Below are 22322 nucleotides of genomic sequence, written 5' to 3'. Positions count from 1 at the left end.
AAAGGACCGCAACCGGGAGGGCCTCAGTCATGCTGGCCCCCGAAGCACTGAACGTTGATGAGCTCGCAACTGGTCTCCTGCACCCGCTCCCAGAGCGCGTCGAAGTGTCCCATGAAGCCACCGATGGTGAGCCAGAGGATGAACAGGCCCGACATCATGCTGACCGCAAAGCCGATGCTGAAGATGTTGAGCTGGGGGGCCGCACGGGTCATCACCCCGAACGCGAAGTTGATCAGCAGCAGGGCGATGATGGCCGAGAGCGCCATCACCAGAGAAGCCTGATACATGACCCCGAGAAAGCTCACCAGGCTGCGGATGGCTGGCAGGGTGAGTCCGCTGTCAGATACCGGCAGGGTTTCGAAACTCAACACCACCATGCGCAACATCAGCAGGTGGCCGTCCACCGCGAGAAACACCAGGGTCGCCAGCATCAGGTAGAACTGGCCCACCACGGGAGCCGACTGGCCGTTCATGGGGTCCACCAGGGTGGCAAAGCCCAGGCTGGTCTGCATGGCGATGACCTGACCCGCCATCACGAAGGTCTCCAGCAGGAACTGGGTCATGAGGCCGAGCGCGATGCCGATGAGCAGTTGCTGCCCCAGCACCAGGAAGCTGCCGAGGGAGAAGAGCTCGATCTTCGGCATGGGGGGCAGCAGGGGGGCGATGATGAGGGTGATCGCCAGCGCCAGGCCGATACGGATATGAGCGGGAGCGAGCCGGCTGCCAAAGACCGCCATCACCATCAGGAGACTGCTTACCCGGGCCAGGGGCCAGAGGATGGAGGAGAGCCACTCCATGATGAGCGCCGTGGTGTAGGTCATGACAGCGGCACTCCCGGCAGGGGCAGGCCAACGGGAGGACGCAGGCACCGATCTGCCAGAGCGAAAGGGTGGCCCTTGGCTGGCATCAGCCCACCACCTCGGGGATCTGGCTCACCATCAGCTGGAAGAAGTCCATCAGACTCTGCAATCCCCAGTGAGCCCCCGCCCCCAAGGCCAGCAGGGTGACCACCAGACGGGGCAGGAAGCTCAAGGTCTGTTCGTTGATGGAGGTGGCGGCCTGGAAGATGGCGACCACCAACCCCACCATCAGGCTCGGCAGGATCACGGCGCACACCATGATGGTCACCAGCCAAAGCGCCTCGCGAAAGACGTCGACGAAGGTTTCAGGACTCATTGCTCGCTCCTTTTGATGGGTTTGCCCAGGGCCGCATCCTCCCGGCCTCCTCCTTCGAGAGAAAGAGAGGCCTCGCGCCCTCCCCGAGTGAAGGGGAGAGCCAGGGGGAGGGTCTGCCCTCCCCTAACCACCCGAGCCCAGCCCGAAGCTGGTGGCCAGGGAGCCCAGAATGAGGTTCCAGCCATCTACCATGACGAACAGCATCAGCTTGAACGGCAGGGAGACCAGCATGGGGGAGAGCATCATCATCCCCATGGCCATCAGGATACTGGCGACCACCAGATCGATGACCAGGAAGGGCAGAAACAGCATGAAGCCTATCTGGAAGGCGGTCTTGAGCTCGCTGGTGACAAAGGCCGGGATCAGCACCCGTAGCGGCACGTCAGCAGGCTCGGCCACCTGCACGTTCGCTATCTCCATGAAAGTATTGAGATCCTTGACCCTGGTCTGGGCCAGCATGAACTGGTGAATGGGCAGCTCCGCCTTCTCCAGGGCCTCCTTGGCCCCGATGGTCTCGGCCAGATAGGGCTGCAACGCCTCGTTGTTGATGCGATCCAGCACCGGCGACATGATGAAAAACGACATGAAGAGGGCGATGCCGATCAGCACCTGGTTGGAGGGGCTCTGCTGCAGACCGATGGCCTGGCGCAGGATGCCGAGCACCACGATGATCCGGGTGAAGGAGGTCATCATGATCACCATGGCCGGCAGGAAGGAGAGCGCGGTCATCAGCGCCAGTACCTGCAGGGTCAGGCTGTACTCCTGACTGCCATCCGCCATGGTCTTGACGGTGAGTGCCGACATGCCGTCCTGGGCCATCGCCAGGGGCGAGAGCACCAGAGAGAGCAGTGCCAGCCACCCGGTCCAGTTAACGTTTTTCATGCTTGCCCATCAGTTTGCCCAGTTGCTCGGAGAACGCCTGGGGCTGGCTCTCGTCCAGCGGCTCCTCCAGGCGATAGAGGAAGTTGACCTGCTGCGGCGTCACCCCGACCAGCAGTTGCTGGCCGCCCACCTTGACCACCATCAGCTTCTCCTTGTAGCCAAGGGGCAGGGTGGCGATGACCTTCATCTGGCCCCCTCCCATCACCTGGGAAAGCTTGCTCTTCTTGAGCAGGAAGCCGAGCACCAGGATGAGGCCGATCACCATCAGGCTGGAGAGCAGCCAGGAGGTGAGGCTGGGGGGATTGGCCCCTACCCCCGGGTTGGCCAGGGCTGGCAGGGAAAACAGCCACAACGGGAGCACACGGATCATTTGAGCTTCTTGATCCTTTCAATCTGGCTGATGACGTCGGTGAGGCGGATACCGAACTTGTCGTTCACCACCACCACCTCGCCGTGGGCGATCAGGGTACCGTTGACCAGCACATCCAGGGGCTCACCCGCCACCCGATCCAGCTCCACCACCGAGCCCTGGTTCAGTTGCAGCAGGTTGCGAATGCTGATCTGGCTGCGGCCCACTTCCATGGCGATGGTCACCGGGATGTCCAGAATGGTGTCCAGCTTGCGCCGCTCTTCAGCGCTGATGGGGGCTTCGTCCTTCAACTCCTCCAGGGGGGCAGGCTTGGCTTCGGCCGTGACCTGCTCCTCCAGTGCGGCCGCCCAGGCGTCAGCCATCAAATCCTGCTCGTCATCGGTTCCGCTCATCTTCAATTCCTCAGTGTTGCAACACCTCCCCCGGGGGGAGGATCAATCAGGGTGTTTGTCAGAGATGCTTCGCTCGAGCTCTTCCAGCTCGGCTTCGCCATCAATGCGCACGCCCCCGCGGGTCACCAGATGCATCTCTGTCTTGACCCCGTCAGGGCGCTTGATTTTGTCGGTGATCTTGAGCGCCACGTTCTCCTTGGTGCGCCCCATCTTGGCGTGGAAGGTGGGCAAGTCCTCCACAAAGACCAGCAGGTTCTCCGGCATCTCCACCGGGATGATGTCCCCGGGTCTGAGCTCCATCAGCTCACGCAAGGAGAGCTCGGTCTCCAGCAGCTTGGCCTTGAGCTCCACCTTGACGTCCATGATCTCGTCGCGCAGGGCCTTGCTCCAGCGCACGTCGGTATCCCCCTTGTCGCTCTGCACCCCCGCATCCAGCAATTCGCGGATGGGTTCCAGCATGGAGTAGGGCATGGCCACGTGGAAGTCGCCGCCACCGCCGTCCAGCTCGATGTGGAAGGAGCTCACCACGATCACCTCGGTGGGGCTGACGATGTTCGCCATGGCCGGGTTCACTTCGGAGTCGAGGTATTCAAAGCCCACGTCCATCACCGGCGCCCAGGCATCCTTGTAGTCCTCGAACACCAGCTTGAGCAGCATCTGGATGATGCGCCGCTCGGTGGGGGTGAATTCCCGCCCCTCGATCTTGGCGTGGTAGCGGCCATCACCGCCAAAGAAGTTCTCCACCAGGATGAAGACGAGCCGCGCCTCCATGGTGATGAGCGCCGTCCCCTTGAGGGGGCGGAAACGCACCATGTTCAGGCTGGTGGGCACGAACAGGGTGTGGACATATTCGCCGAACTTGAGCATCTGCACGCCGTTGATGGAGACCTCGGCAGTGCGCCGCATCATGTTGAACAGGCTGATCCGCATGTGGCGGGCAAACCGTTCGTTCACCAGCTCCAGGGTCGGCATGCGGCCGCGGACGATGCGGTCCTGGGAGGAGAAGTCGAACTGGGCGATACCGGGATCCCCAGCAGCTCCCAGCTCCTCCTCCTCGACATCGTCGACGCCGTGCAGCAGGGCATCAATCTCGTCCTGACTTAACAGATCGCTCACGCTTCACCTTTCATTGCATGACAAAGCCGGTAAACAGCACTTGTTCGATTACGGGAGAAGAGACCAGGTCGTTCAGCACCCGGCGGCACTCTTCCAGCGAATCCTGACGCAGCTTCTCCTTACCCTCGAAGGTCATCAGCTGTTCGGCGGTCGCCGAGCTGAAGACCCGCAGCAAGGTGCCTTCGATCAGGGGAATGTTCTGTTTGGCCAGGGTTTCGTCGGCGGTGCCACGCACCATCAGCTGGATCTTGATCTGCACCAGCCGATCCCGCTGGCCTCCCGCCACGTTGAACACGAAGGGACGGGGCATGCCCACATAGAGCGAGGGCTGGGGCGTGTTCGCCTCCGGCTTGGCCTCGCTTTTTTCGGCGGCGGGCTCATCCCCACCGGCGAGCATGAACCAGGCGCCGGCGCCACCCCCACCAAGGAGCACGACGGCCAGGGCGACTATCATGATCAGCTTCTTTTTCTTGCCTGCCGCCGGATCCTTCAGCGTCAGTTCGTTATCGTCTGCCATCCCTTGTCCACCCTAGTCTCAAACTTGTTCGGTATCATAAACTTACTTAAGAATGCATCAAGCATAGAAATCGATTCCGGCATCGTTTGCCGATTCCACCAGCAGCGTGAGGTTGCGAGCGCTCCCCTCGGCCTCTCTGCCATCGCTGCCGCCACCATTTCCCCCCTGTCGCCCCTGGTCACCGAAACCGGACTGACCCTGGGAGGATGACTGCCCCTGCTGCTGGAAGGCTTGCTGCTGCGCCTGTTGTTGCACCACGGTCTGGCCGAGCTGGATCCCCTGCCCTGCCAGCATGTCGCGCAGGCGCGGCATGGCCTGCTCCAGCATCTCACGGGTCTGGCCATGCTGCACCACGAAGTGCACGCTGGCCTGGCTGGAGGCATCCATCTGGATTTGGATCTTCATCTTGCCAAGCCCCAGGGGGTCTAGCTGGATCTCCGCCTGCTGCAGCTTGTCCGCCAGCATCAGGTTCACCTTGTGGTGCAGCTGCTCGGGGGCCTCAGGGGTCGCCAGCTTGAGGTGGGGCAGGCTCTGAGGCTCCCGTCTGACGGTCGCCTCGGCCAGCGGTCTGTTCTCGCCGACCTGGCTCTGTGCCTGATGCAAAGGCTGGCTCACCTCGGCGGGTTCACTGCCCTTGACCTCCATCCCCGACTGTTTACCCAGCTCATCGAGCCGGGACTTGTCCACCTCGGGCTTCACCGACACGGCAGCGCCGGCGGCCACCACGGGGGCGCTCTCCATCTGGTCCAGGCCCGCCGAGAGGGCCGTCAGGGGAGCCTGTGCCCCCTGGGATTCATGACGAGCCAGGATCTGCGGCGCCACCTGCAAGGGGGCCGGGTCCTCCGTCGTCACGGGCTGGCTGCTCCCTGCATTCACCGCAGGCTCGGCCCCTGCACGGGCTCCCTGCCCGCTCGCGGCCTCGGCCTGTCTGGCCTCACCGGCGACAGGGGCCTCCTTCTCTGCCCCTGCCGCCGTCGCGGGCGGGGCGGACTCCGGTGTGGCCGCAGGGGCCGGCCCCTGCGCCACCGTCCGGATCACGCCATCGCCATAGGCGCTGGTGGCACGGGAAGCGGTTGTCCCCTGTCCGGCCGACGCCAGGGGATCGGTCACCTGTGCCTCTTGCGATGAGTCAGCCCGGGTGACAGTGGGAGCCTGGGCGTTTTCTCCGGCCACCACTTTGGCGAGCAGGGCGGCACGCTCCTGACCCGAGAGAGGGGGCTCCCCCCCCTTGGCATCCGGCTCCGCTCCCTTGCCTGCCATGGGCTGGCGGGTCACCCCGCCCTGGTCGGCCACGGCGGTGTCATCGGCCAAGGGGTGCTCTTCTGCCCCCAGCGGCAGAGCCCCCTGACCGCTCGGCACGGCGCTGGCGCCTTGGGCCGCACCGGGGATGGCCTTCGTTTTGTTCCCTTCCTGCTGACGCTCTGGCGTCATCTGCGACAGGGAGGCGCTCCCCTCTGCCGCCTCCACGCCCTCTGCCATCCCCACGTCCTCTGCCATTCCCACCCCCTCTGCCATCCCAGGCGCAGCGGCGCCAGGCGGCAAGGGGTTGCCGTCCACAGGCGCCGCCGCCTCACCGGCCATGGCGGGCGATGTCGGGGGCACCACCAGGCTCACATCCTGGCGCAGGGAGGCTTGCAACTGTTGCAGGAAGTCGTCGGGAGGCAGCTCCCCCTCGTCGTCCGCCCCCTTCGAGGAAGACGCGGACTCGGTGGCGGGCTCGTCAGACGCCAAAGATTTGGCAGCCGGGGCAAGCCCCTCCCGGGCGCCCTCGGCGGGCCCCTGGAGCGCTGGATTGCCCTGACTGGCTGGCGCCTTGCCCATCAGCTGGGCCATGGCCATGGCTTGCGAGAAGGCGGCCTTGCCCTCGCCTGACGGCTGCACGCCCCCTTCGCCCCCGACGGTGGGAGCCAGCAGGGTGGCGCTGCCATCGGCAGAAGGCGCCTGGGGGAGAGTGCTAATCAAGGGGGTCTGTATCATGCTGGGATCCCTGACGACGATTCGGTGACGGCCGCACGTGCGGTCATGGCTTGGCCCATCGGCCTCGCATGACTGGAAGAAAGCAAATTACAGGCCAGATTGGTGATAACGACGCAGGATGGCGTAGTCATCCAGCATCTTCTGCTCCTGGCGCTGGGCCTTCTGGCGCACCTTGTCCGCCTTCTTCTCCAGCAGCAGCTCGACCGCCTTGCGCCGCTGCTGGGCTTCGAGCCACTGGGTGCGGCACTCGGCCAGCGCCTCGCGCACTTGCAACACCCCTTGGTACTGCTGGGTCGCCGCGTTTTCGAGCTTGTTGATGAAGGCGTGATACTGGCTGTTCTGCTGGGGGCTGATCCCCTGCAGACCGCGCTCCGTCCACTGCTGGTGGTAGATCTGGCGGTACTGGTTGAGGGCGTTTTGCTGATCCATGAACAGCTTGAGATCCTGCTGGGCCTTGGCCAGCGCCATGGCGGCCTGCTGTTCGGCCTCCTCCAGCCGACTCGCCAGCAACGTCAATCCTTTACTCATAAGGGCTCTCCACCGGTCAACGCATCAGGGGCATGGCCACCAGTTGCAGGGATTGCAGGCCTTCATCGTAGTGAATGACCTCGCGCATTTTCTGCTGCAAGAACTGATCCAGATAGGGTTTCTGGATGATGGCCCGGTCGATGCGCGGATCCGATCCCTGGCTATAGGCGCCGATGGTGATGAGATCCCGGTTCTGCTGGTAGAGGGAGTAGAACTGCTTGAAGGTGCGCGCCAGCTCCATGTGCTCCGGTGAGGTCACCATGGGCATGACCCGGCTGATGGATTTTTCGATGTCGATGGCCGGATAGTGGCCCGCATCCGCCAGCTCTCGCGCCAGCACGATGTGGCCATCGAGGATGGCTCGGGCCGCGTCGGCGATGGGATCCTGCAGATCGTCCCCCTCCGTCAGCACGGTGAAAAAGGCGGTGATGGAGCCCTGGCCGTCACTGCCGTTGCCGGCCCGCTCCACCAGCGCCGGCAATTTGGCAAACACCGAGGGGGGATAGCCCTTGGTGGCCGGCGGCTCCCCCACCGCCAGTGCAATTTCCCGCTGTGCCTGGGCGTAGCGGGTGAGGGAGTCCATCAGCAGCAGCACATTGAGCCCCTGCTCCCGAAAATACTCGGCGATGGCGAGCGCCGTCTCGCACCCCTTGAGGCGCATCAGCGGCGAGGCATCCGCAGGGGCGGCCACCACCACGGCGCGCTCGCGCCCCTCGGCGCCGAGGATCTCCTCGATGAACTCCTTCACCTCCCGGCCCCGCTCGCCGATGAGACCCACCACGACGACATCCGCCACCGAGCCCCGGGTCATCATGCCAAGCAGCACGGATTTGCCGACACCGGAGCCGGCGAACAGCCCCATTCGCTGACCCCGGCCCACGGTGAGCACGGCATTGATGGCCCGTACCCCCACGTCCATGGGTTGATGGATGGGGCGACGGGCCAGGGGATTGATGCGGTGCTGGGCGAACTGCACCGTCTGGGACGAGAGGATGGGGCCGAGCCCGTCCAGGGGCTGGCCGATGCCGTCGATGACCCGGCCAAGCAGACTCATGCCCACCGGGATGCCGTGATCTTCGGTGACGGGCACCACCCGGGCGCCGGGAATGACCCCCTTGAGCTGCTCGCTCGGCATCAAGAACAGGCGATCCCCGGCAAACCCCACCACCTCGGCCTCCAGGGCCCCATCCTGGGTATCGATGCGGCACAGGGAGCCGATGGCGGCGCGGCAGCCAATGGCTTCCAGGGTCAACCCCACCACCCGGGTGAGCTTGCCTGCCACCGGCGGTATGGGGGCCTGCTCGCGAACCCGGTAGCCTTTAAGCCGATCAAGAAGGGGTGCCGTCATGTCGCCTCCGACGATGAGTGCCTGATGATGCCGTCAGCAGGGCGCTGCACGACGGGTTCGAACCGGGCCATGGCTCAGCTCGCGTTGTCACGCAGGAAATTGCGCAGCAGTTGATCGATGCGCCCACAGAGGGTGAGATCAATGCTGGAAAGCTCGGTGGCCAATTGCAGATCGCCGGGGGAGAAGGTGGGCTCGCTTTGCAGCCGCCAGTGGCGCCTGGCGCACTCCTCGGCGCCAAAGGCGGCCTCTACCCGGGTCACATCCTCCGGGTGCAGCATCAGGGTGACCCCCTGCTCGGCGGCAGGGAGCAGGGCCAACCCCTGCTTGAGTGCCTCCAGCAACAGCGTGGGGGAGGTTTGCGCCTCATGGCGGATGAGGGCGCGGGCGAGCTGCTGCACCAGGGCGATGAGCTGCTGCTCCACCGCCTCGTCCATCTCGCCAAGGGGAGTGGCCAGGCGTGAGACCAGGGCTTGCCAGCGGGCTATCTCCAGCTCCACCTGCTCCCGCCCCATGGCGAGGCCCTCTTCCCTGCCCTGCTCCAGCCCGGCCTGGTGGCCCTGCTGCAAGCCTTCGAGCTTGCCCTCTTCCAGCCCCTTGGCAAAACCGGCCTCGCGCCCATCGCGCATCCCCTCTTCCCAGGCGGCCTGACGAATCGCCTCCACCTCTTCGGCGGTGATGCTGGGGGCGGGTTCTTCGGGTTGTTCTTCCGGCAGGGCCGCATCGGCCTGCTCCTGACGGTACCAGTCAGGAGCCAGCCCCAGGGCATTGGTCTCGACCTCGGCTTCGGTCTCCATCTCTGGCCAGCCCCAGGTCTCAATCTGCGCCGTGTCGGACTCGGGCCTCAGATAGCCGCGCAGTTTGCTGTTCTTGTCATTCATGTGCCGAAGAGACTCCTATCGAGGGCCGGGTACAGGGGCCGACATCATCGCACATTCCATGGCCCATGGCTTAGAGGAACTCTTCGCCACCACCCGCTCCCAACATGATCTCGCCCGCATCCGCCAGGCGGCGCGCCGTGGAGAGGATCTCCTTCTGGGCGGCTTCCACCTCGGAGACCCGGATCGGCCCCATGGCCTCGAGGTCGTCCGCCAGCATCTCGGCGGCCCGCTTGGACATGTTCTTGAATACTTTTTCCCGCATCTGGTCGTCCGACCCCTTGAGGGCCCGTTGCAGCAGATCCCCGGGCACTTCCCGCAGCAGGGTCTGGATGCCCCGATCGTCCACGTCGATGAGGTTTTCGAACACGAACATCAGATCCTGGATCTGCTGGCTCATCTCCTCGTCCGACTCGCGGATGGAGTCCATCAGCTGCCCTTCGATGTTGGTGTCCAGGTAGTTCATGATGTTGGCCGCCGCCTTCAGGCCGCCCATCTTGGCCGCCTGGGCACCGGCCGCACCGGCGAACTGTTTCTCCATGATGTCGTTGAGCTCCTGCAGCGCCGCCGGTTGCACCTCTTCGAGGTTGGCGATGCGCATCACCAGATCCAGGCGCACCTGCTCCGGGAACTGGCTCAGGATCTCGGCGGACTGCTCCGGCTCCAGATAGGAGAGGACGATGGTCTGGATCTGCGGGTGCTCGTTCTGGATGATGCTGGCCACCTGGCGGGCATCCATCCACTTGAGGGAGTCGAGGCCGCGGGCGCCTGACCCCAGGATGATCTGATCCACCAGGTTGCTGGCCTTGTCCTCCCCGAGCGCCGCCACCAGGGCCTTGCGCACGAAGTCTTCACTGCCGATGCCGATGTTGGTGTACTTCTGGATGTCGTCGATAAATTGACGATGCACCGCCGCCACCCGATCGTGGCTGAAATCCGACATGGAGGCCATGGACATGCCGAGCCGCTGCACCTGCTTGGGCTCGAGGTGGCGGAAGATCTGGGCCGCGTCCTCCTCGTTGAGGCTCAGCATCAGTACCGCCGCCATCTCCATGCCCCCCATCTGATCCAGGATCAGACGCTGGCTTTCGGTGATGTCGTTGCCGGTGACCTGGCTTTTATTCTCTTCAGGCATCTTTGGTTACCCATTCTTTGATGACCTGGGCGGCCAGGTCAGGTTCGTTCGCTACCAGGGCGCGCACGGCCTTGAGCAGATCCTCGTCACGGTGCAGGTCAGGCAGCTTGAGCTGACCATCCCGCAGACCGAATACCGGTTCGGCCTCGGCCTGGGCGGCCAGCAGGCTCAGTTCGTCGTCGCCACCCAGCACGGTGTGGTTGTCGAAGTCCAGCTCCCCTTCCGGCTTGGCGTCCGGGTAGAGCAGGCGCTTGAGCATGGGTCGCACCACGGTGACGATGAGCACTATGATGACCAGCACGGAGGCGGCGATGCGCACCGCGCGCCAGAACCAGGGCTGCTCGTAGAGGGGGATGTCGGCCACGGTCTCGAGTTCCGGGCGGTTGAACGGAATGGCGACCACCTCCAGGGTATCCCCCCGGGTCACGTCAAAGCCCAGACCGCCGCTCAGCAGACGGCGCAGGGTATCGAGTTCGGCCTGGCTGCGGGCTTCCCGGGTCACGGCACCGTCGGCGCCGGGGATGGCCTTGTAATCTACCGCCACCGACACCGTCATGCGGCGAATGCCGCCCTGCTGGCGCCGGATGTGGCTGACGGTGGTGTCCAGTTCGAAGTTGCGGGTCGCTTCCTTGCGGGAACGGCCGGAAGAGGCGGTTCCTTCCCCGCCGGCTGCCTGCTCGGGAATGTTGGACGCGGCGGGCGGCTGGTTGGAGAGGGCGCCGGGTACCCCGCCGTTGCTGCCGCTGGCGCTGTTCTCTTCCATGGTCATTTCGGAGCGCACCGCCGGCAGGTCCGGGTTGTAGGTCTTGCGGGTCTGCTCCTGCTGGGAGAAGTCGAGGGAGAGATCCACCTCCGCCGTATAGTTGTCGGCCCCCAGCACCGGGATCAGGATGGCGTCAATTTTTTGTTTGTATTCGAGCTCCTGCTTCTGCTGCATCGCAAACTCCTTGCGGGTCTGGGCAGAGAGGGGATCCTGGGAGCCGGAGTTGAGCAGGCGACCGTTCTGGTCGGTCACGGTGACGCGGGTCGGCTCCAGACCGTGAACGGCGGAGGCGACCATGTCGACGATGGAGTCCACCTCACCCTGGCCCAGGGCGTTGCCCTTGAGGCTCAGGACCACGGTGGCGCTGGGCTTGCGTTCGTTGCGGGCAAACACGTTGTCTTTCGGGATGGCCAGCAGCACCTGGGCCTTGGCGACGTTCTGGAACTGCTCGATGGCGCTCGCCAGCTGACGCTCGCGGCTCAGTTTCAGGCGCTCGCTCTCCATGCGCTGGCTGACGCCGAAGCTGGAGTCCTTGAGCAGGATGGCTTCGCCGTCGTTGCTGGCGTCGCTGTTGTTGGCCAGACCGGCGCGGGTCAGGCGCAACCGGATGTCCGCATAGTTTTCAGCACTGACCAGCACGCTCTTGCCATCCACCTGATAGGGGATCTTCTGCTGATCCAGGTAATCCAGGGTGGAGACCAGCTCCTGGGTGGTGAAGGTGCCGAGGGGACGCATCTCCGGCTCCTTGCCCCACAAGAGGATGAAGACGGCGATGGCCAGACAGATGGTCAGCCCCAGGATCAGGGTGATCTGGCGCAACACATCGGTGTTGGACAGGAAGCCCAGCGCCGAGCTCTTCTGCTCGTGCTCGTCGAGGGCGGCCGCCCCCTCGTTGTTGATCAGCAGATCGCCGTTTTGATCAGTTGCCACGGTTTATGTCCTTGTTGCTGACATGTTCATGATGCTCGGTCGCCATGGGCCCGAGTTACACCGGCATGTTCATGATGGTCTTGTAGGCATCGACCATCTTGTTGCGCACCTGCACCGTCGCCTCGAAGGCGATGGAGGATTTCTGGCCGGCGATCATCACCTGGGAGAGATCCACCGACTTGTCGCCGAGATCGAAGCGGGTACGCAGATCGTTGGCGGTGCCCTGCAACTCGTTGACGTTGTCCAGGGCCTGTTGCAGCATCTGGCCGAAATTCGAGCTGACCGGACGACCGGGCTGGGTCAACGGCGTGGCACCGGCTTCCACCTTGAGGGCCTGCATCTCTTGCATCAGGCTGCTTGCGCTAATTTCCATCTTCCCTTCCCAGACAAATCATTGACACTGACTGGCTTGAAGCAATAAAGGTGCCAACCAGAGCGAGATCTCGAGATCAGGGATAAAAGAGGGGCGCGATCAGGCCGGCGGGCACCGGCCATCCGGCGATCAGGTTGCAGAGCCGGGGGGATCGCCCAGCAGCAGCCGCAGGTAACTCAGGTGCAGATCGTAGTGCTCGCCTGCAGGCAGCTTGGCCAGCACCTCGTCGCGCAGGTAGCGGGCCTTCTCCCCCGCCTGCTCGGGGGCCACCAGCCCCACGCTCACCAGCCTGGCGATGATGGCATGGGAAAGCGCCAGGCTGGCCTCGTCGGCCTCCCCCCAACCGAAGGATGCCCCCTGATCACTCTGTGTCAGGCAGGGCTCGAGCGGTGCTACCAGATCCCCCCAGACCCAGAACGCGGCCGGGATCCCCTCCTGCAGTCGCAGATAGATGCTCTGCTTGTCCCACTCCCGGCGGTGGGCAGCCATCCGCTCCTGTTCGGCCTCATGGGTCATCTTGCTCTCCTTGTCGCTGGACTCTGTGCGGCGCCCATGAAAAAGAGGGCCCAAGGCCCTCTTTTTACTGCAAGTCCCGACAATTAAACAGAGTGCACCTCGATCTCCTCCAAGAAAAAACGAGTCAGATCGGCAGGGATCACTTGTTCAGGTCATCATCCAGCCAATACTTGGAGCCCGAGATGTTGGCGTCAAGCAACAGCCCCTTCTCGCCAATCTGGTAGATGGCCATGCCGCCATTGTACTTGGCGGTGAGCTCGGCGCTCTCCTTGCCCGCCACGGCGCCCACCTCGGAGGTGGCTTCCCACCCCTTGCTGACGAAGGCATCGAACCTCGCCTTGTCCTCGAACAGGATCACCTGCTGGTAGAACTTGCCGCCGATCCCGGCCGCAAGACCGGCACCGAACATCTTCATGTAGGTGTGCTTGCCACTGGTGCGATTGACGGCGACCCCGGCCCCCTGATTGGTGTGGATCATCAGGGAGAACTTGCGCGAGTCGAACACCGCATAGCCATAAGCCTTGTCAAACAGCAACTTGGCCGAGGGCTGTTCGTTGAACAGCCGCACCAGGGCGGTATCGGCCATGGTATCGAGGGCGGTTCTCGCCTCCTCCGGGGTCTTGGGCTCGAGCATGGTGTCGAGCTTCTTGTCGGCGGCGGTCAGCCACTCCTTGCCGGTGGCCGCGCTCTCTGCCGTCCAGGCCCCCGCCTTGTTGTAGGCTTCGGCCCCCCAGCTGGACACCGACTCCCAGGTTTCCTTGGAAAAATCGGTGATCCCCTTCCACGCCTCCTTGCTGGTATCGCTCACCGCGGTACCGAGTTCGGAGGCGGCCTCCTTCAGCTTTGCCCAGTCGGCCAGACCGGGGGTTGAGGCCAGCGCCAGTGCCGTGGCTATCACCAGGAATCGAATCTTCATTGTTTCCACCCTCTGTGATGAGTCGAAGGTCACAGTAGCAGATCTGGCGCCTGCCCGTTAAGGGCATCCCCCCGGCGCGGGTCAGACGCTGACGCGCAGGGGCTCAACGAAGCCGTTTGCCCTGACCGTCCACCACCTGCTCGCCATCCTCCTTGGCAAAGGCCCCTTGCTGCGGGTCGGGCAGGATATCGAGCACCACCTCCGACGGGCGGCACAGCCGGGTGCCGAGGGGGGTGACCACGATGGGCCGGTTGATGAGGATGGGGTGGGCCAGCATGGCGTCGATCAGTTCGTCATCGCTGAAGCGATCGTCTGCCAGCCCCAGCGCCTCGTAGGGGGGCACGTTCTTGCGCAGCAGATCGCGCACCGGCATGCCCATGGCGGCGATCAGGGCCACCAGCTCGTCGCGGGAGGGGGGTGTCTCCAGATAGTGAATGATGGTGGGCTCCACACCGCTGTTGCGAATCAGCGCGAGGGTGTTGCGGGAGGTGCCGCACTCCGGGTTGTGATAGAGGGTGATTGCACTCATTTGCCTGTCTCTCATGACTCAAGTGAATAGAAATGGGTTAGTGGCCATCCGTTAGCGCTTTAGTCCCGCCTCGTACCAGGGTTTGCTGGCGTTGACCACGCGCACCACCAGCAGCATGACCGGCACCTCGATGAGCACCCCGACCACGGTGGCGAGCGCCGCGCCCGAATGAAAGCCGAACAGGCTGATGGCGGCGGCCACCGCCAGCTCGAAGAAGTTGGAGGCCCCGATCAGGGCGGAAGGGCAGGCCACCGAGTGCTTCTCCCCCACCTTGCGGTTGAGCCAGTAGGCGAGCCCGGAGTTGAACAGCACCTGGATCAGGATGGGCACCGCCAGGAGAGCGATGACCAGCGGCTGCTCCATGATGGCGTTGCCCTGGAAGGCGAACAGCAGCACCAGGGTGAGCAGCAGGGCCGCCACCGACCAGGGCTGGATGCGGGTCATGATGCCGTCAAAATGGGCCTGCCCCTTTCTCAGCAAGGCCTTGCGCAGCAGCTGGGCGAGGATGACAGGGATGACGATGTAGAGCACCACCGAGGTGAGCAGGGTATCCCAGGGCACGACTATGCTGGAGACCCCGAGCAGCAGCGCCACCAGCGGGGCAAAGGCAAACACCATGATGAGGTCGTTCACCGCCACCTGCGACAGGGTGAAGTAGGGATCGCCGTTGGTGAGGCGACTCCAGACAAACACCATGGCGGTGCAGGGGGCCGCCGCCAGCAGGATGAGGCCCGCCACGTAGCTGTCCAGCTGATCCGCCGGCAGCCAGTCGGCAAACAGCACCCGGATGAAGAGCCAGCCGAGGAAGGCCATGGAGAAGGGCTTGACCAGCCAGTTGATGAAGAGGGTGACCCCGATTCCCTTGAGGTGCCCCTTCACCTGGTGCAGGGCGCCAAAGTCGATCTTGAGCAGCATGGGGATGATCATCACCCAGATAAGCAGCCCCACCGGCAGGTTGACCCTGGCCACCTCCATGGCGCCGATGGCCTTGAAGAGACTCGGCAACCCCTGCCCGAGGCCAATGCCCACCAGGATGCAGAGGGCGACCCAGGCGGTCAGATAACGTTCAAAAAAGCCGATGGCAGGGGCTGCCTTGGCCTCACAGCTTGCAGACATGATGACTCCCGGTGCGATCCACGCTCGCACCCCAGGTTGAATAGATGAATGACACGGCACATGGGCATCGACAGCCCTGGCCCGTTACGACTCGCCGCAGCAGGGCGACGACCCCTCGGCGCGGGAGGCGCTGCCGGGCCCGGCGGGCAGCAGGCCGCACGCCTCGGGATGGCCGGCGCAGCACTCCTCGGTGAGGTAGGCGATCACCCCCAGCATCAGGGGGATGTTGGCGCGATAGCGCAGAAAACGCCCCTCCTGCTCCACCGACAGCAACCCGGCGTTGAGCATCCCCTTGAGGTGAAACGAGAGGGTATTGGGAGCGATGTCGAGCTCGCCGGCCAGCTCCCCCGCGACCCGCCCCTCCAGCCCGGCCTTGACCAGCAGCCGCCACACCTCGAGCCGGATCCCGGAAGCCAGCGATTCAAAGACCTTGGTGGCCGTCTCTTTGTTCATGGGTCTCCCCCCTTGGATGCTTCATTTCAACTATACAAGAATTATTGAAATGATCAAAGTGTCACCACCGAGCCGACATCGCGACGGGACGGGCCGCCAGAGGCGCCGCCCCGGCCATGTCGTGCCCACTAGCGGCCTCATGTCAGTCATACGGCTAATATCTGGCCTCTCTTTATAAGGCACTCTTATGACCATACCCCGGACAATCCTCCCGTTGGCCGCCCCGCTCACCGCGGCGCCCTGCCCCGCCGCAAAGCCGCAATGCAGCAGAACAACCCCGGCGCCGGATGCACCAAAAGGCGATGAAACGAGAAATGGCCCCAGGGCCCTGCCGTCAGATGACGGGGCCTGGGGAATCCGGGAGAAGCCGGGGAGGAGAGAGGGGGGCGCAATCAGGTGATCACGGGATCCCGATATTGCCGGTGGATGGCACAAAACGCCTCCCGGCTTTGCAGCGCCGCCGCGACGCAGACAGGGTCGAACTGGCTGCCGGCATGGGTCTTGAGGTATTCAAAAGCCGTTTCGAGGGGCCAGGCCTGCTTGTAGGGTCGCTCGCTGGTAAGGGCGTCAAACACATCCGCCACCGCGACGATGCGGGCTTCCAGGGGGATCGCCTCCCCCGCCAGTCCTTCCGGGTAACCCTGACCGTCGAAACGCTCGTGGTGGTAGGCGATGATGTTCTTCAGCATGTCGGTGTGATGGATGCCGTCGAGGCCGAACTCGCGGATCATCAGGGCGATCATCTCCCGCCCCTTGAAGGGGTGGGTCTTCATCACCCCGTACTCCTCGGCCGTGAGCTTGCCCGGCTTGAGCAGGATGGCGTCGGGCACCGCAATCTTGCCGATATCGTGCAGCTCGGAGAAGAGGTGAATGAACTCCACCTCCTCGTCACTCAAGGGGTAATGGGCCGCCACCTCCCGGGCGATGAGCCGCGAATAGGCCGACATGCGGTGCAGGTGATTGGCGGTCTCCTCGTCCCGGTAGCGGCTGAACTCCCGCGCCGTGGTCAGGGCCCCGTTCAGGGTCTGGATGGAGAAGAACTCCACCGCGATGATGGCCGCCAGGATCTGGGCATAGGCCGCCAGCTCACCGCAAATGGCGCCATCGAAGTAACCGGGCTCTTTGGCATCGCAAAACAGAAAGCCGAACAAGCGACTGTTGAGCAGCAGCGGCTCGGTATAGCTCGACGCGTACCCGGCCGCCAGCACTTTGCGGCTGTGCTCGGAGGGGGAGCCCAGCAGGGAATCCAGGGTATCGAGCACCCTGGGCTGCTGGTGCTCGGCCAGGTAGCGCAGGGAAGGCACCTCGCTCAGCCTGACCTCGTACTGCAACAGCGGCGAGCCCCCGTCCGTGCTGTGGGCAAAGGTCTTGAGCTGGTCCGTCTGCGGGTCATAGATGGCGATCGCCACCCGGCTCAACTTGTCAAAGCGCAACCTGAGGGTGGCGTGCACGTTCTGCACTTTCTCACCAAATGAACTCTCCATCCCGCACATCCTTCTGATAGGCCTGTTGGGAGTATAGTGACACCCGTTTTGCCCCTCCTGCCAAATGGTGACGGTGCACAGGGATCGTGATCCCGCCCGCACTGGCGACGGCCCCCTCCCTGCCCGTGGTCATGTCACGCCCGCCCCACCCCGCGTCCCCGGACAAAGAGATTGTTCGCTTCCGACGTGTCGGCTGTATAGTTTTTGGTTAGCCATTCCGGTAAAATCCGCGCCCTTGAATAAGAGCCACCTAAGAGTGATTGAGCGATGTCCAACACAAAACAGGCCCCCAAAGTAGGATTCGTCTCCTTGGGTTGCCCCAAAAACCTGGTCGATTCCGAACGCATCCTGACCCAGCTGCGTACCGAAGGGTACGACGTGGTGCCCAGCTATGACGATGCGGAGCTGGTGGTGGTCAACACCTGCGGCTTCATCGACAGCGCGGTGCAGGAGTCCCTGGAAGCCATCGGTGAAGCCCTGGCCGAGAACGGCAAGGTGATCGTCACCGGCTGCCTGGGTGCCAAAGAGAACCAGATCCGCGAGATCCACCCCAAGGTGCTCGAGATCACCGGTCCCCACGCCTATGAAGAGGTGCTGGGCCACGTCCACAAATACGTGGAAAAACCCACCCACAACCCCTTCACCAGCCTGGTGCCGGCCCAGGGCGTCAAGCTGACCCCGCGCCACTACGCCTATCTCAAGATTTCCGAAGGCTGCAACCACCGCTGCACCTTCTGCATCATTCCCTCCATGCGCGGGGATCTGGTGAGCCGCCCCATCGGCGAAGTACTGGCCGAGGCCAAGCGCCTGAAAGAGGCCGGCGTGAAGGAGATCCTGGTGATCTCCCAGGACACCTCCGCCTACGGCGTGGACGTCAAGCACCGCACCGGTTTCTACGACGGCATGCCGGTCAAGACCAGCATGGTGGCCCTGTGCGAAGAGCTGGCCAAGCTCGGTATGTGGGTGCGCCTGCACTACGTCTACCCGTACCCGCACGTGGATGACGTCATCCCCCTGATGCGCGACGGCAAGATCCTCCCCTACCTCGACATCCCGCTGCAGCACGCCAGCCCGCGCATCCTCAAATTGATGAAGCGCCCCGGCTCCGTCGAGCGCACCCTGGAGCGCATCCAGAAGTGGCGCGAGATCTGCCCCGAGATCACCCTGCGCTCCACCTTCATCGTCGGCTTCCCCGGCGAGACCGAGGAAGAGTTCCAGATGCTGCTGGACTTCATCGACAAGGCGGAACTGGACAGGGTTGGCTGCTTCAAATACAGCCCGGTCGAGGGGGCCAAGGCCAACGAGCTGCCGGATCCGGTGCCGGCCGAGGTGCAGGAAGAACGCTTCCAGCGCTTCATGGAGCTGCAACAGCAGGTCTCCATCCGCAAGCTGGCCCGTAAAGTGGGCAAAGAGATGCTGGTGCTGATCGACGAGGTGGACGAAGAGGGTGCCACCGGCCGCTCCGCCGCCGATGCCCCCGAGATCGACGGCCTGGTCTACCTGAACGGTGAAACCGGCCTCAAGCCCGGCGACATGGTCAAGGTCCGCATCGACGAAGCGGACGAGTACGACCTCTGGGCCAGCCTGGTGGAATAATCACGCCACTCCCCCTCAAAGCCAGTCGGTCTCACCGACTGGCTTTTTTAATGTCCGCCGCCCGTCAGGCTCTTGCATGTCCCCCTGTCATTCCCTGTCCCACCCCTCATCACCGGTCTCCCTCCCCTTGCTCTTTTCGCACGCGCCCGTGAACCAGCGCACACTTCTCTCCTGCCACATGAGCCGCTTGTTTCCTGCGCAAAAATAAGCCGTGTCAACGGGGAAAAAACGAGCACGATCCAGCTCACATTATCGTTGTCACAGGGAGTGGCAAGGTGACTTTTTACTTTGTGAGAATTAATGCAACTGTATAATTTAAAAGGATTAAAAATACATTTTGACGATAATGACGTGCGCCGTGCAATTTTTACGATATCGACGAAATGAAGAGTTGTTGTTTTCCTGTTAATTCTGCTTTTCTAAGGGCGTTGGACGACACAACTACAAGGGTGCAAAACCTGACCAACAGCGAGGGCCGGTATCCAAGCATGCGATGTCGGTGCTCCATTCCAAAACCATGGAAGACCAATAAGAAAGGAAAAAATATGCTTGCCAAAGTATCCAAAATCGCAACCTCAGTCATGCTGGGAACTCTGCTTGCCGGTGCCACCGGCACAGCCATGGCCGCCGACAACAAGACGGTGCTGACCCTGGTTGCCCAGCAGGAAACCGCATGGGTCAAGAACTTCAACCCCTTCCTGCAAGCGGGTCTGCTCCACACCACCCGTCACTTCATCTATGAGCCGCTGGTGATCTTCAACGATATGCAGGGTGGCAAACCCGTCTATCGTCTGGCCACCCACTACGCCTTCAGCGATGATCTGAAATCCGTCACCTTCGACCTGCGCGAAGGGGTCAAGTGGTCCGATGGTGAAGCCTTCACCGCCGACGACATCCTCTTCTCCTTCAACCTGGTCAAGGCCAACAAGGCGCTGGACGAGCGCTCCATCTGGACCCAGATCAAGGGTGTCGAGAAGCTGGGTGACCACAAGGTCAAATTCGACCTGGCCGAGATCAACACCAACGTGGTGAACGACCTGGTGCTGGTGCCCATCGTGCCGGAGCACCAGTGGAAGTCGGTGAAAGACCCGGTGGCCTTCACCAACGACAAGCCGGTCGGGACCGGTCCCTTCACCGAAGTGGACAACTTCTCCGCCCAGCTCTACACCCAGTGCCGCAACCCGCACTACTGGGACAACGCCAGCCTCTCCATCGACTGCCTGCGCATGCCGCAGATGGCCACCAACGACCAGGTACTGGCCGCCGTGATGAAGGGTGACGTGGACTGGTTCGGCTCCTTCGTACCGGACATCGAGCGCCTCTACGTCGGCAACGATCCCAAGAACAACAAGTACTGGTTCCCCGCCTCCGGCACAGTGGCGTTCAACGTCAACTTCCAGAGCAAGAACCCGGGCAACCACGAAGCCTTCAACGACATCAACTTCCGCCGTGCCTTCTCCATGGCCATGGACCGCCAGTCCATGGTGGACATCGCAGGCTACGGCTACCCCACCGTCAACGAGTACCCGTCAGGACTTGGCAAGGCATTCGCCTCCTGGGACAACCCGGACGTCGAGAAGAAGTACGGCAAGTACAACAAGTTCGACCTGGAAGGGGCCAAGGCCCTGCTGAAACAGGCGGGCTACAAGGACTGTGACGGCGACAAGTTCCTCGACACCCCGAGCTGCAAAAAGATCGAGTTCAAGGTGCTGGTACCGAACGGCTGGACCGACTGGGTCAACACCGTCCAGATCGGGGTCGAAGGCCTGCAGGCCCTGGGCCTGAACGCCAAGACCGCCACCCCGGAAGCCACCGTCTGGACCGAGTCCCTGATCACCGGTGACTTCGACGTCGCCCTGCAGGGTTACTTTGCCGGTGCCAACCCGCACAAGTACTTCGAGACCGCCTTCCACTCCCGCAACATGGGTGAGCGCGGCAACCGCTTCGCGGCGCCCCGCTACAAGGATCCCGAGCTCGACAAGCTGATCGACGACTTCACCCAGACCGCCGATGCGGCCAAGCAGAAGGAGATCATGTTCGCCATCCAGGAGCGTGTCGGGGCCAACCAGACCATCATCCCGGTGTTCAACAACCCGACCTGGTACGAATACAGCACCAAGCGTTTCAACGGCTGGTTCAGTGCCGACAACCCGGTCGCCAAGCCGCAGGTTCACCCGGACACTCCGGAGCGTCTGCTGCACGTGCTGTCACTCAAGCCAAACAGCTAATCACCCCGGCCCCCTGCGGGGGGCCCTCTTCCCCGCCATGTCTTCCATCCCCCGCACCTGCCGGGGTTGGGGGGGCTTTGCCCGGCGCGGGGCAGGCTTGCAGTAAAAGGTATCACCATGGGATTTATACTTAGACGCTTCTCCTTCTATCTGGTCGCCTTCCTGGTGGCCGCCACCATCAACTTCCTGCTACCCAGAGCCATGCCGGGGGACCCCGTCTCCGTCATGTTTGCCCGGGCCGGCGCCATGATGGAACCCGCCGCGCTGGAAGCCCTCAAAGCCACCTTCGGTTTCGTGGACGGCCCCATCGGCACCCAGTTTCTCACCTATGTGAAGAGCGTCTTCACCTGGGATCTCGGCACCTCGGTGCGCTACTACCCCCAACCGGTTGCCGACGTCCTCGGCCGCGCCATCGGCTGGACCCTGTTCCTGGTGGGCACCTCCACCATTCTGAGCTTCTCCATCGGCTCCATCGTCGGCATCTTCGCCGCCTGGTACCGGGGCGGACGCATGGACAGCATCCTCTCCCCGCTCACCCTGGTGATGCAGGCCATCCCCCCCGTGGTGGTCTCCCTGCTCGCCCTCTTCCTGTTCGGCGTGAGCCTCGGCTGGCTGCCCATCGGCTACGCCTACAGCCCCGAGATCCCCGCCGATTTTGGCTGGGAACACATCAAGAGCATCCTGCTGCACGCCATCATGCCGGTGGGCACCCTGGCCGCGGTGCAGGTAGGGGGCTTTCTCATCACCATGCGCAACAACATGATCAACCTCCTGGGCGAGGACTACATCACCATGGCCAAGGCCAAGGGGCTCTCCAGCAACCGGGTGATCTTCAACTACGGCGCCCGCAACGCCGTGCTGCCCAGCGTCACCGCCCTCTCCATGGCGCTCGGTTTCGTCATCGGCGGATCCCTCATCACCGAGGTGATCTTCAACTACCCCGGCCTGGGACTGACCCTCTATCAGGGCATCCTGGCCCGTGACTACCCCCTCATCCAGGGGCAACTGCTCATCATGACCATCACCATGCTCAGCTTCAATTTCCTGGCGGACGTGCTCTACGTCTTCCTGGATCCCCGTCTGCGTACAGGAGGCAAATAAG

At 63.3% G+C, this 22322-nt stretch carries 23 protein-coding genes; 3 read left to right on the top strand and 20 right to left on the bottom strand.

Going from position 1 to position 22322, the window contains the following annotated elements; genetic code table 11:
- Positions 1-23 precede the first annotated feature (23 nt).
- The 20 genes from fliR to I6L32_RS12915 all read right to left on the bottom strand — a co-directional run bounded on the left by fliR (position 24) and on the right by I6L32_RS12915 (position 17396).
- Positions 24-821: a flagellar biosynthetic protein FliR gene (gene fliR / locus I6L32_RS13010; RefSeq protein ID WP_010673928.1), complete on the bottom strand. Its 798-nt coding sequence runs from the start codon at positions 819-821 to the stop codon at positions 24-26.
- Between the two features lie 85 nt (positions 822-906).
- Entirely contained in the window at positions 907-1176 is a 270-nt protein-coding gene (gene fliQ / locus I6L32_RS13005; protein ID WP_010673927.1) for a flagellar biosynthesis protein FliQ, read from the bottom strand.
- A gap of 123 nt (positions 1177-1299) precedes the next feature.
- Positions 1300-2058 carry a flagellar type III secretion system pore protein FliP gene (gene fliP, locus I6L32_RS13000; protein WP_048207230.1) on the bottom strand — a complete coding sequence of 253 codons (759 nt, stop codon included), beginning with the start codon at positions 2056-2058 and terminating at the stop codon, positions 1300-1302.
- Positions 2045-2428 (bottom strand): flagellar biosynthetic protein FliO, encoded by a 384-nt coding sequence (gene fliO / locus I6L32_RS12995; RefSeq protein WP_010673925.1) that lies wholly within the window; start codon positions 2426-2428, stop codon positions 2045-2047. Before fliO ends, fliP begins: the two co-directional genes overlap by 14 nt.
- The gene (gene fliN, locus I6L32_RS12990) at positions 2425-2820 is read right to left on the bottom strand and encodes a flagellar motor switch protein FliN (RefSeq protein ID WP_010673924.1); all 396 of its coding nucleotides are present in this window, start codon (positions 2818-2820) and stop codon (positions 2425-2427) included. Before fliN ends, fliO begins: the two co-directional genes overlap by 4 nt.
- 42 nt (positions 2821-2862) lie before the next feature.
- Positions 2863-3936, bottom strand: a complete 1074-nt coding sequence (fliM, locus tag I6L32_RS12985) for a flagellar motor switch protein FliM (RefSeq protein WP_010673923.1) — start codon at positions 3934-3936, stop codon at positions 2863-2865.
- 10 nt (positions 3937-3946) lie between these two features.
- Positions 3947-4453, bottom strand: coding sequence for a flagellar basal body-associated protein FliL (gene fliL / locus I6L32_RS12980; protein ID WP_010673922.1), 507 nt, complete (start codon positions 4451-4453; stop codon positions 3947-3949).
- A gap of 57 nt (positions 4454-4510) precedes the next feature.
- Positions 4511-6430: a flagellar hook-length control protein FliK gene (locus I6L32_RS12975; protein WP_216943989.1), complete on the bottom strand. Its 1920-nt coding sequence runs from the start codon at positions 6428-6430 to the stop codon at positions 4511-4513.
- 87 nt (positions 6431-6517) lie between these two features.
- Positions 6518-6958 (bottom strand): flagellar export protein FliJ, encoded by a 441-nt coding sequence (fliJ, locus tag I6L32_RS12970; RefSeq protein WP_039039911.1) that lies wholly within the window; start codon positions 6956-6958, stop codon positions 6518-6520.
- Positions 6959-6974: 16 nt separating this feature from the next.
- Positions 6975-8306, bottom strand: a complete 1332-nt coding sequence (gene fliI, locus I6L32_RS12965) for a flagellar protein export ATPase FliI (protein ID WP_029314163.1) — start codon at positions 8304-8306, stop codon at positions 6975-6977.
- A gap of 74 nt (positions 8307-8380) precedes the next feature.
- On the bottom strand, positions 8381-9184 hold the full coding sequence (fliH, locus tag I6L32_RS12960; protein WP_010673918.1) for a flagellar assembly protein FliH: 804 nt from the start codon (positions 9182-9184) through the stop codon (positions 8381-8383).
- Positions 9185-9254: 70 nt separating this feature from the next.
- Positions 9255-10316, bottom strand: coding sequence for a flagellar motor switch protein FliG (fliG, locus tag I6L32_RS12955; protein ID WP_010673917.1), 1062 nt, complete (start codon positions 10314-10316; stop codon positions 9255-9257).
- Complete coding sequence (gene fliF, locus I6L32_RS12950; RefSeq protein ID WP_041212623.1) at positions 10309-12009, bottom strand: flagellar basal-body MS-ring/collar protein FliF; 1701 nt, start codon at positions 12007-12009, stop codon at positions 10309-10311. Before fliF ends, fliG begins: the two co-directional genes overlap by 8 nt.
- Positions 12010-12064: 55 nt before the next feature.
- Positions 12065-12382, bottom strand: a complete 318-nt coding sequence (gene fliE / locus I6L32_RS12945; protein WP_216943988.1) for a flagellar hook-basal body complex protein FliE — start codon at positions 12380-12382, stop codon at positions 12065-12067.
- Between the two features lie 129 nt (positions 12383-12511).
- On the bottom strand, positions 12512-12898 hold the full coding sequence (locus tag I6L32_RS12940; protein WP_042865168.1) for a hypothetical protein: 387 nt from the start codon (positions 12896-12898) through the stop codon (positions 12512-12514).
- A gap of 139 nt (positions 12899-13037) precedes the next feature.
- The gene (locus tag I6L32_RS12935) at positions 13038-13814 is read right to left on the bottom strand and encodes a lipoprotein (RefSeq protein WP_041212621.1); all 777 of its coding nucleotides are present in this window, start codon (positions 13812-13814) and stop codon (positions 13038-13040) included.
- A gap of 103 nt (positions 13815-13917) precedes the next feature.
- Positions 13918-14343, bottom strand: coding sequence for a glutaredoxin-dependent arsenate reductase (arsC, locus tag I6L32_RS12930; protein WP_216943987.1), 426 nt, complete (start codon positions 14341-14343; stop codon positions 13918-13920).
- Between the two features lie 51 nt (positions 14344-14394).
- Positions 14395-15459, bottom strand: a complete 1065-nt coding sequence (gene arsB, locus I6L32_RS12925) for an ACR3 family arsenite efflux transporter (RefSeq protein ID WP_201889850.1) — start codon at positions 15457-15459, stop codon at positions 14395-14397.
- 84 nt (positions 15460-15543) lie between these two features.
- Positions 15544-15912 (bottom strand): helix-turn-helix transcriptional regulator, encoded by a 369-nt coding sequence (locus I6L32_RS12920; protein WP_039039917.1) that lies wholly within the window; start codon positions 15910-15912, stop codon positions 15544-15546.
- A gap of 392 nt (positions 15913-16304) precedes the next feature.
- Positions 16305-17396 carry an HD domain-containing phosphohydrolase gene (locus tag I6L32_RS12915; RefSeq protein ID WP_216943986.1) on the bottom strand — a complete coding sequence of 364 codons (1092 nt, stop codon included), beginning with the start codon at positions 17394-17396 and terminating at the stop codon, positions 16305-16307.
- 267 nt (positions 17397-17663) lie between these two features.
- Here I6L32_RS12915 and rimO point away from each other — a divergent pair, with 267 nt between their 5' ends.
- From rimO to I6L32_RS12900, 3 genes are all read left to right on the top strand, one after another.
- The gene (rimO, locus tag I6L32_RS12910) at positions 17664-18992 is read left to right on the top strand and encodes a 30S ribosomal protein S12 methylthiotransferase RimO (RefSeq protein ID WP_010673908.1); all 1329 of its coding nucleotides are present in this window, start codon (positions 17664-17666) and stop codon (positions 18990-18992) included.
- A gap of 545 nt (positions 18993-19537) precedes the next feature.
- Complete coding sequence (locus tag I6L32_RS12905; RefSeq protein WP_010673906.1) at positions 19538-21220, top strand: ABC transporter substrate-binding protein; 1683 nt, start codon at positions 19538-19540, stop codon at positions 21218-21220.
- A gap of 117 nt (positions 21221-21337) precedes the next feature.
- Complete coding sequence (locus tag I6L32_RS12900) at positions 21338-22321, top strand: ABC transporter permease (RefSeq protein ID WP_010673905.1); 984 nt, start codon at positions 21338-21340, stop codon at positions 22319-22321.
- The last annotated feature ends 1 nt before the right edge of the window (position 22322 follow it).

It is taken from the genome of Aeromonas sp. FDAARGOS 1402, from assembly GCF_019046925.1.
In the GTDB taxonomy this organism is placed as follows: Bacteria; Pseudomonadota; Gammaproteobacteria; order Enterobacterales; family Aeromonadaceae; genus Aeromonas; species Aeromonas caviae.
This window is presented reverse-complemented; position numbering and strand designations above follow the sequence as displayed.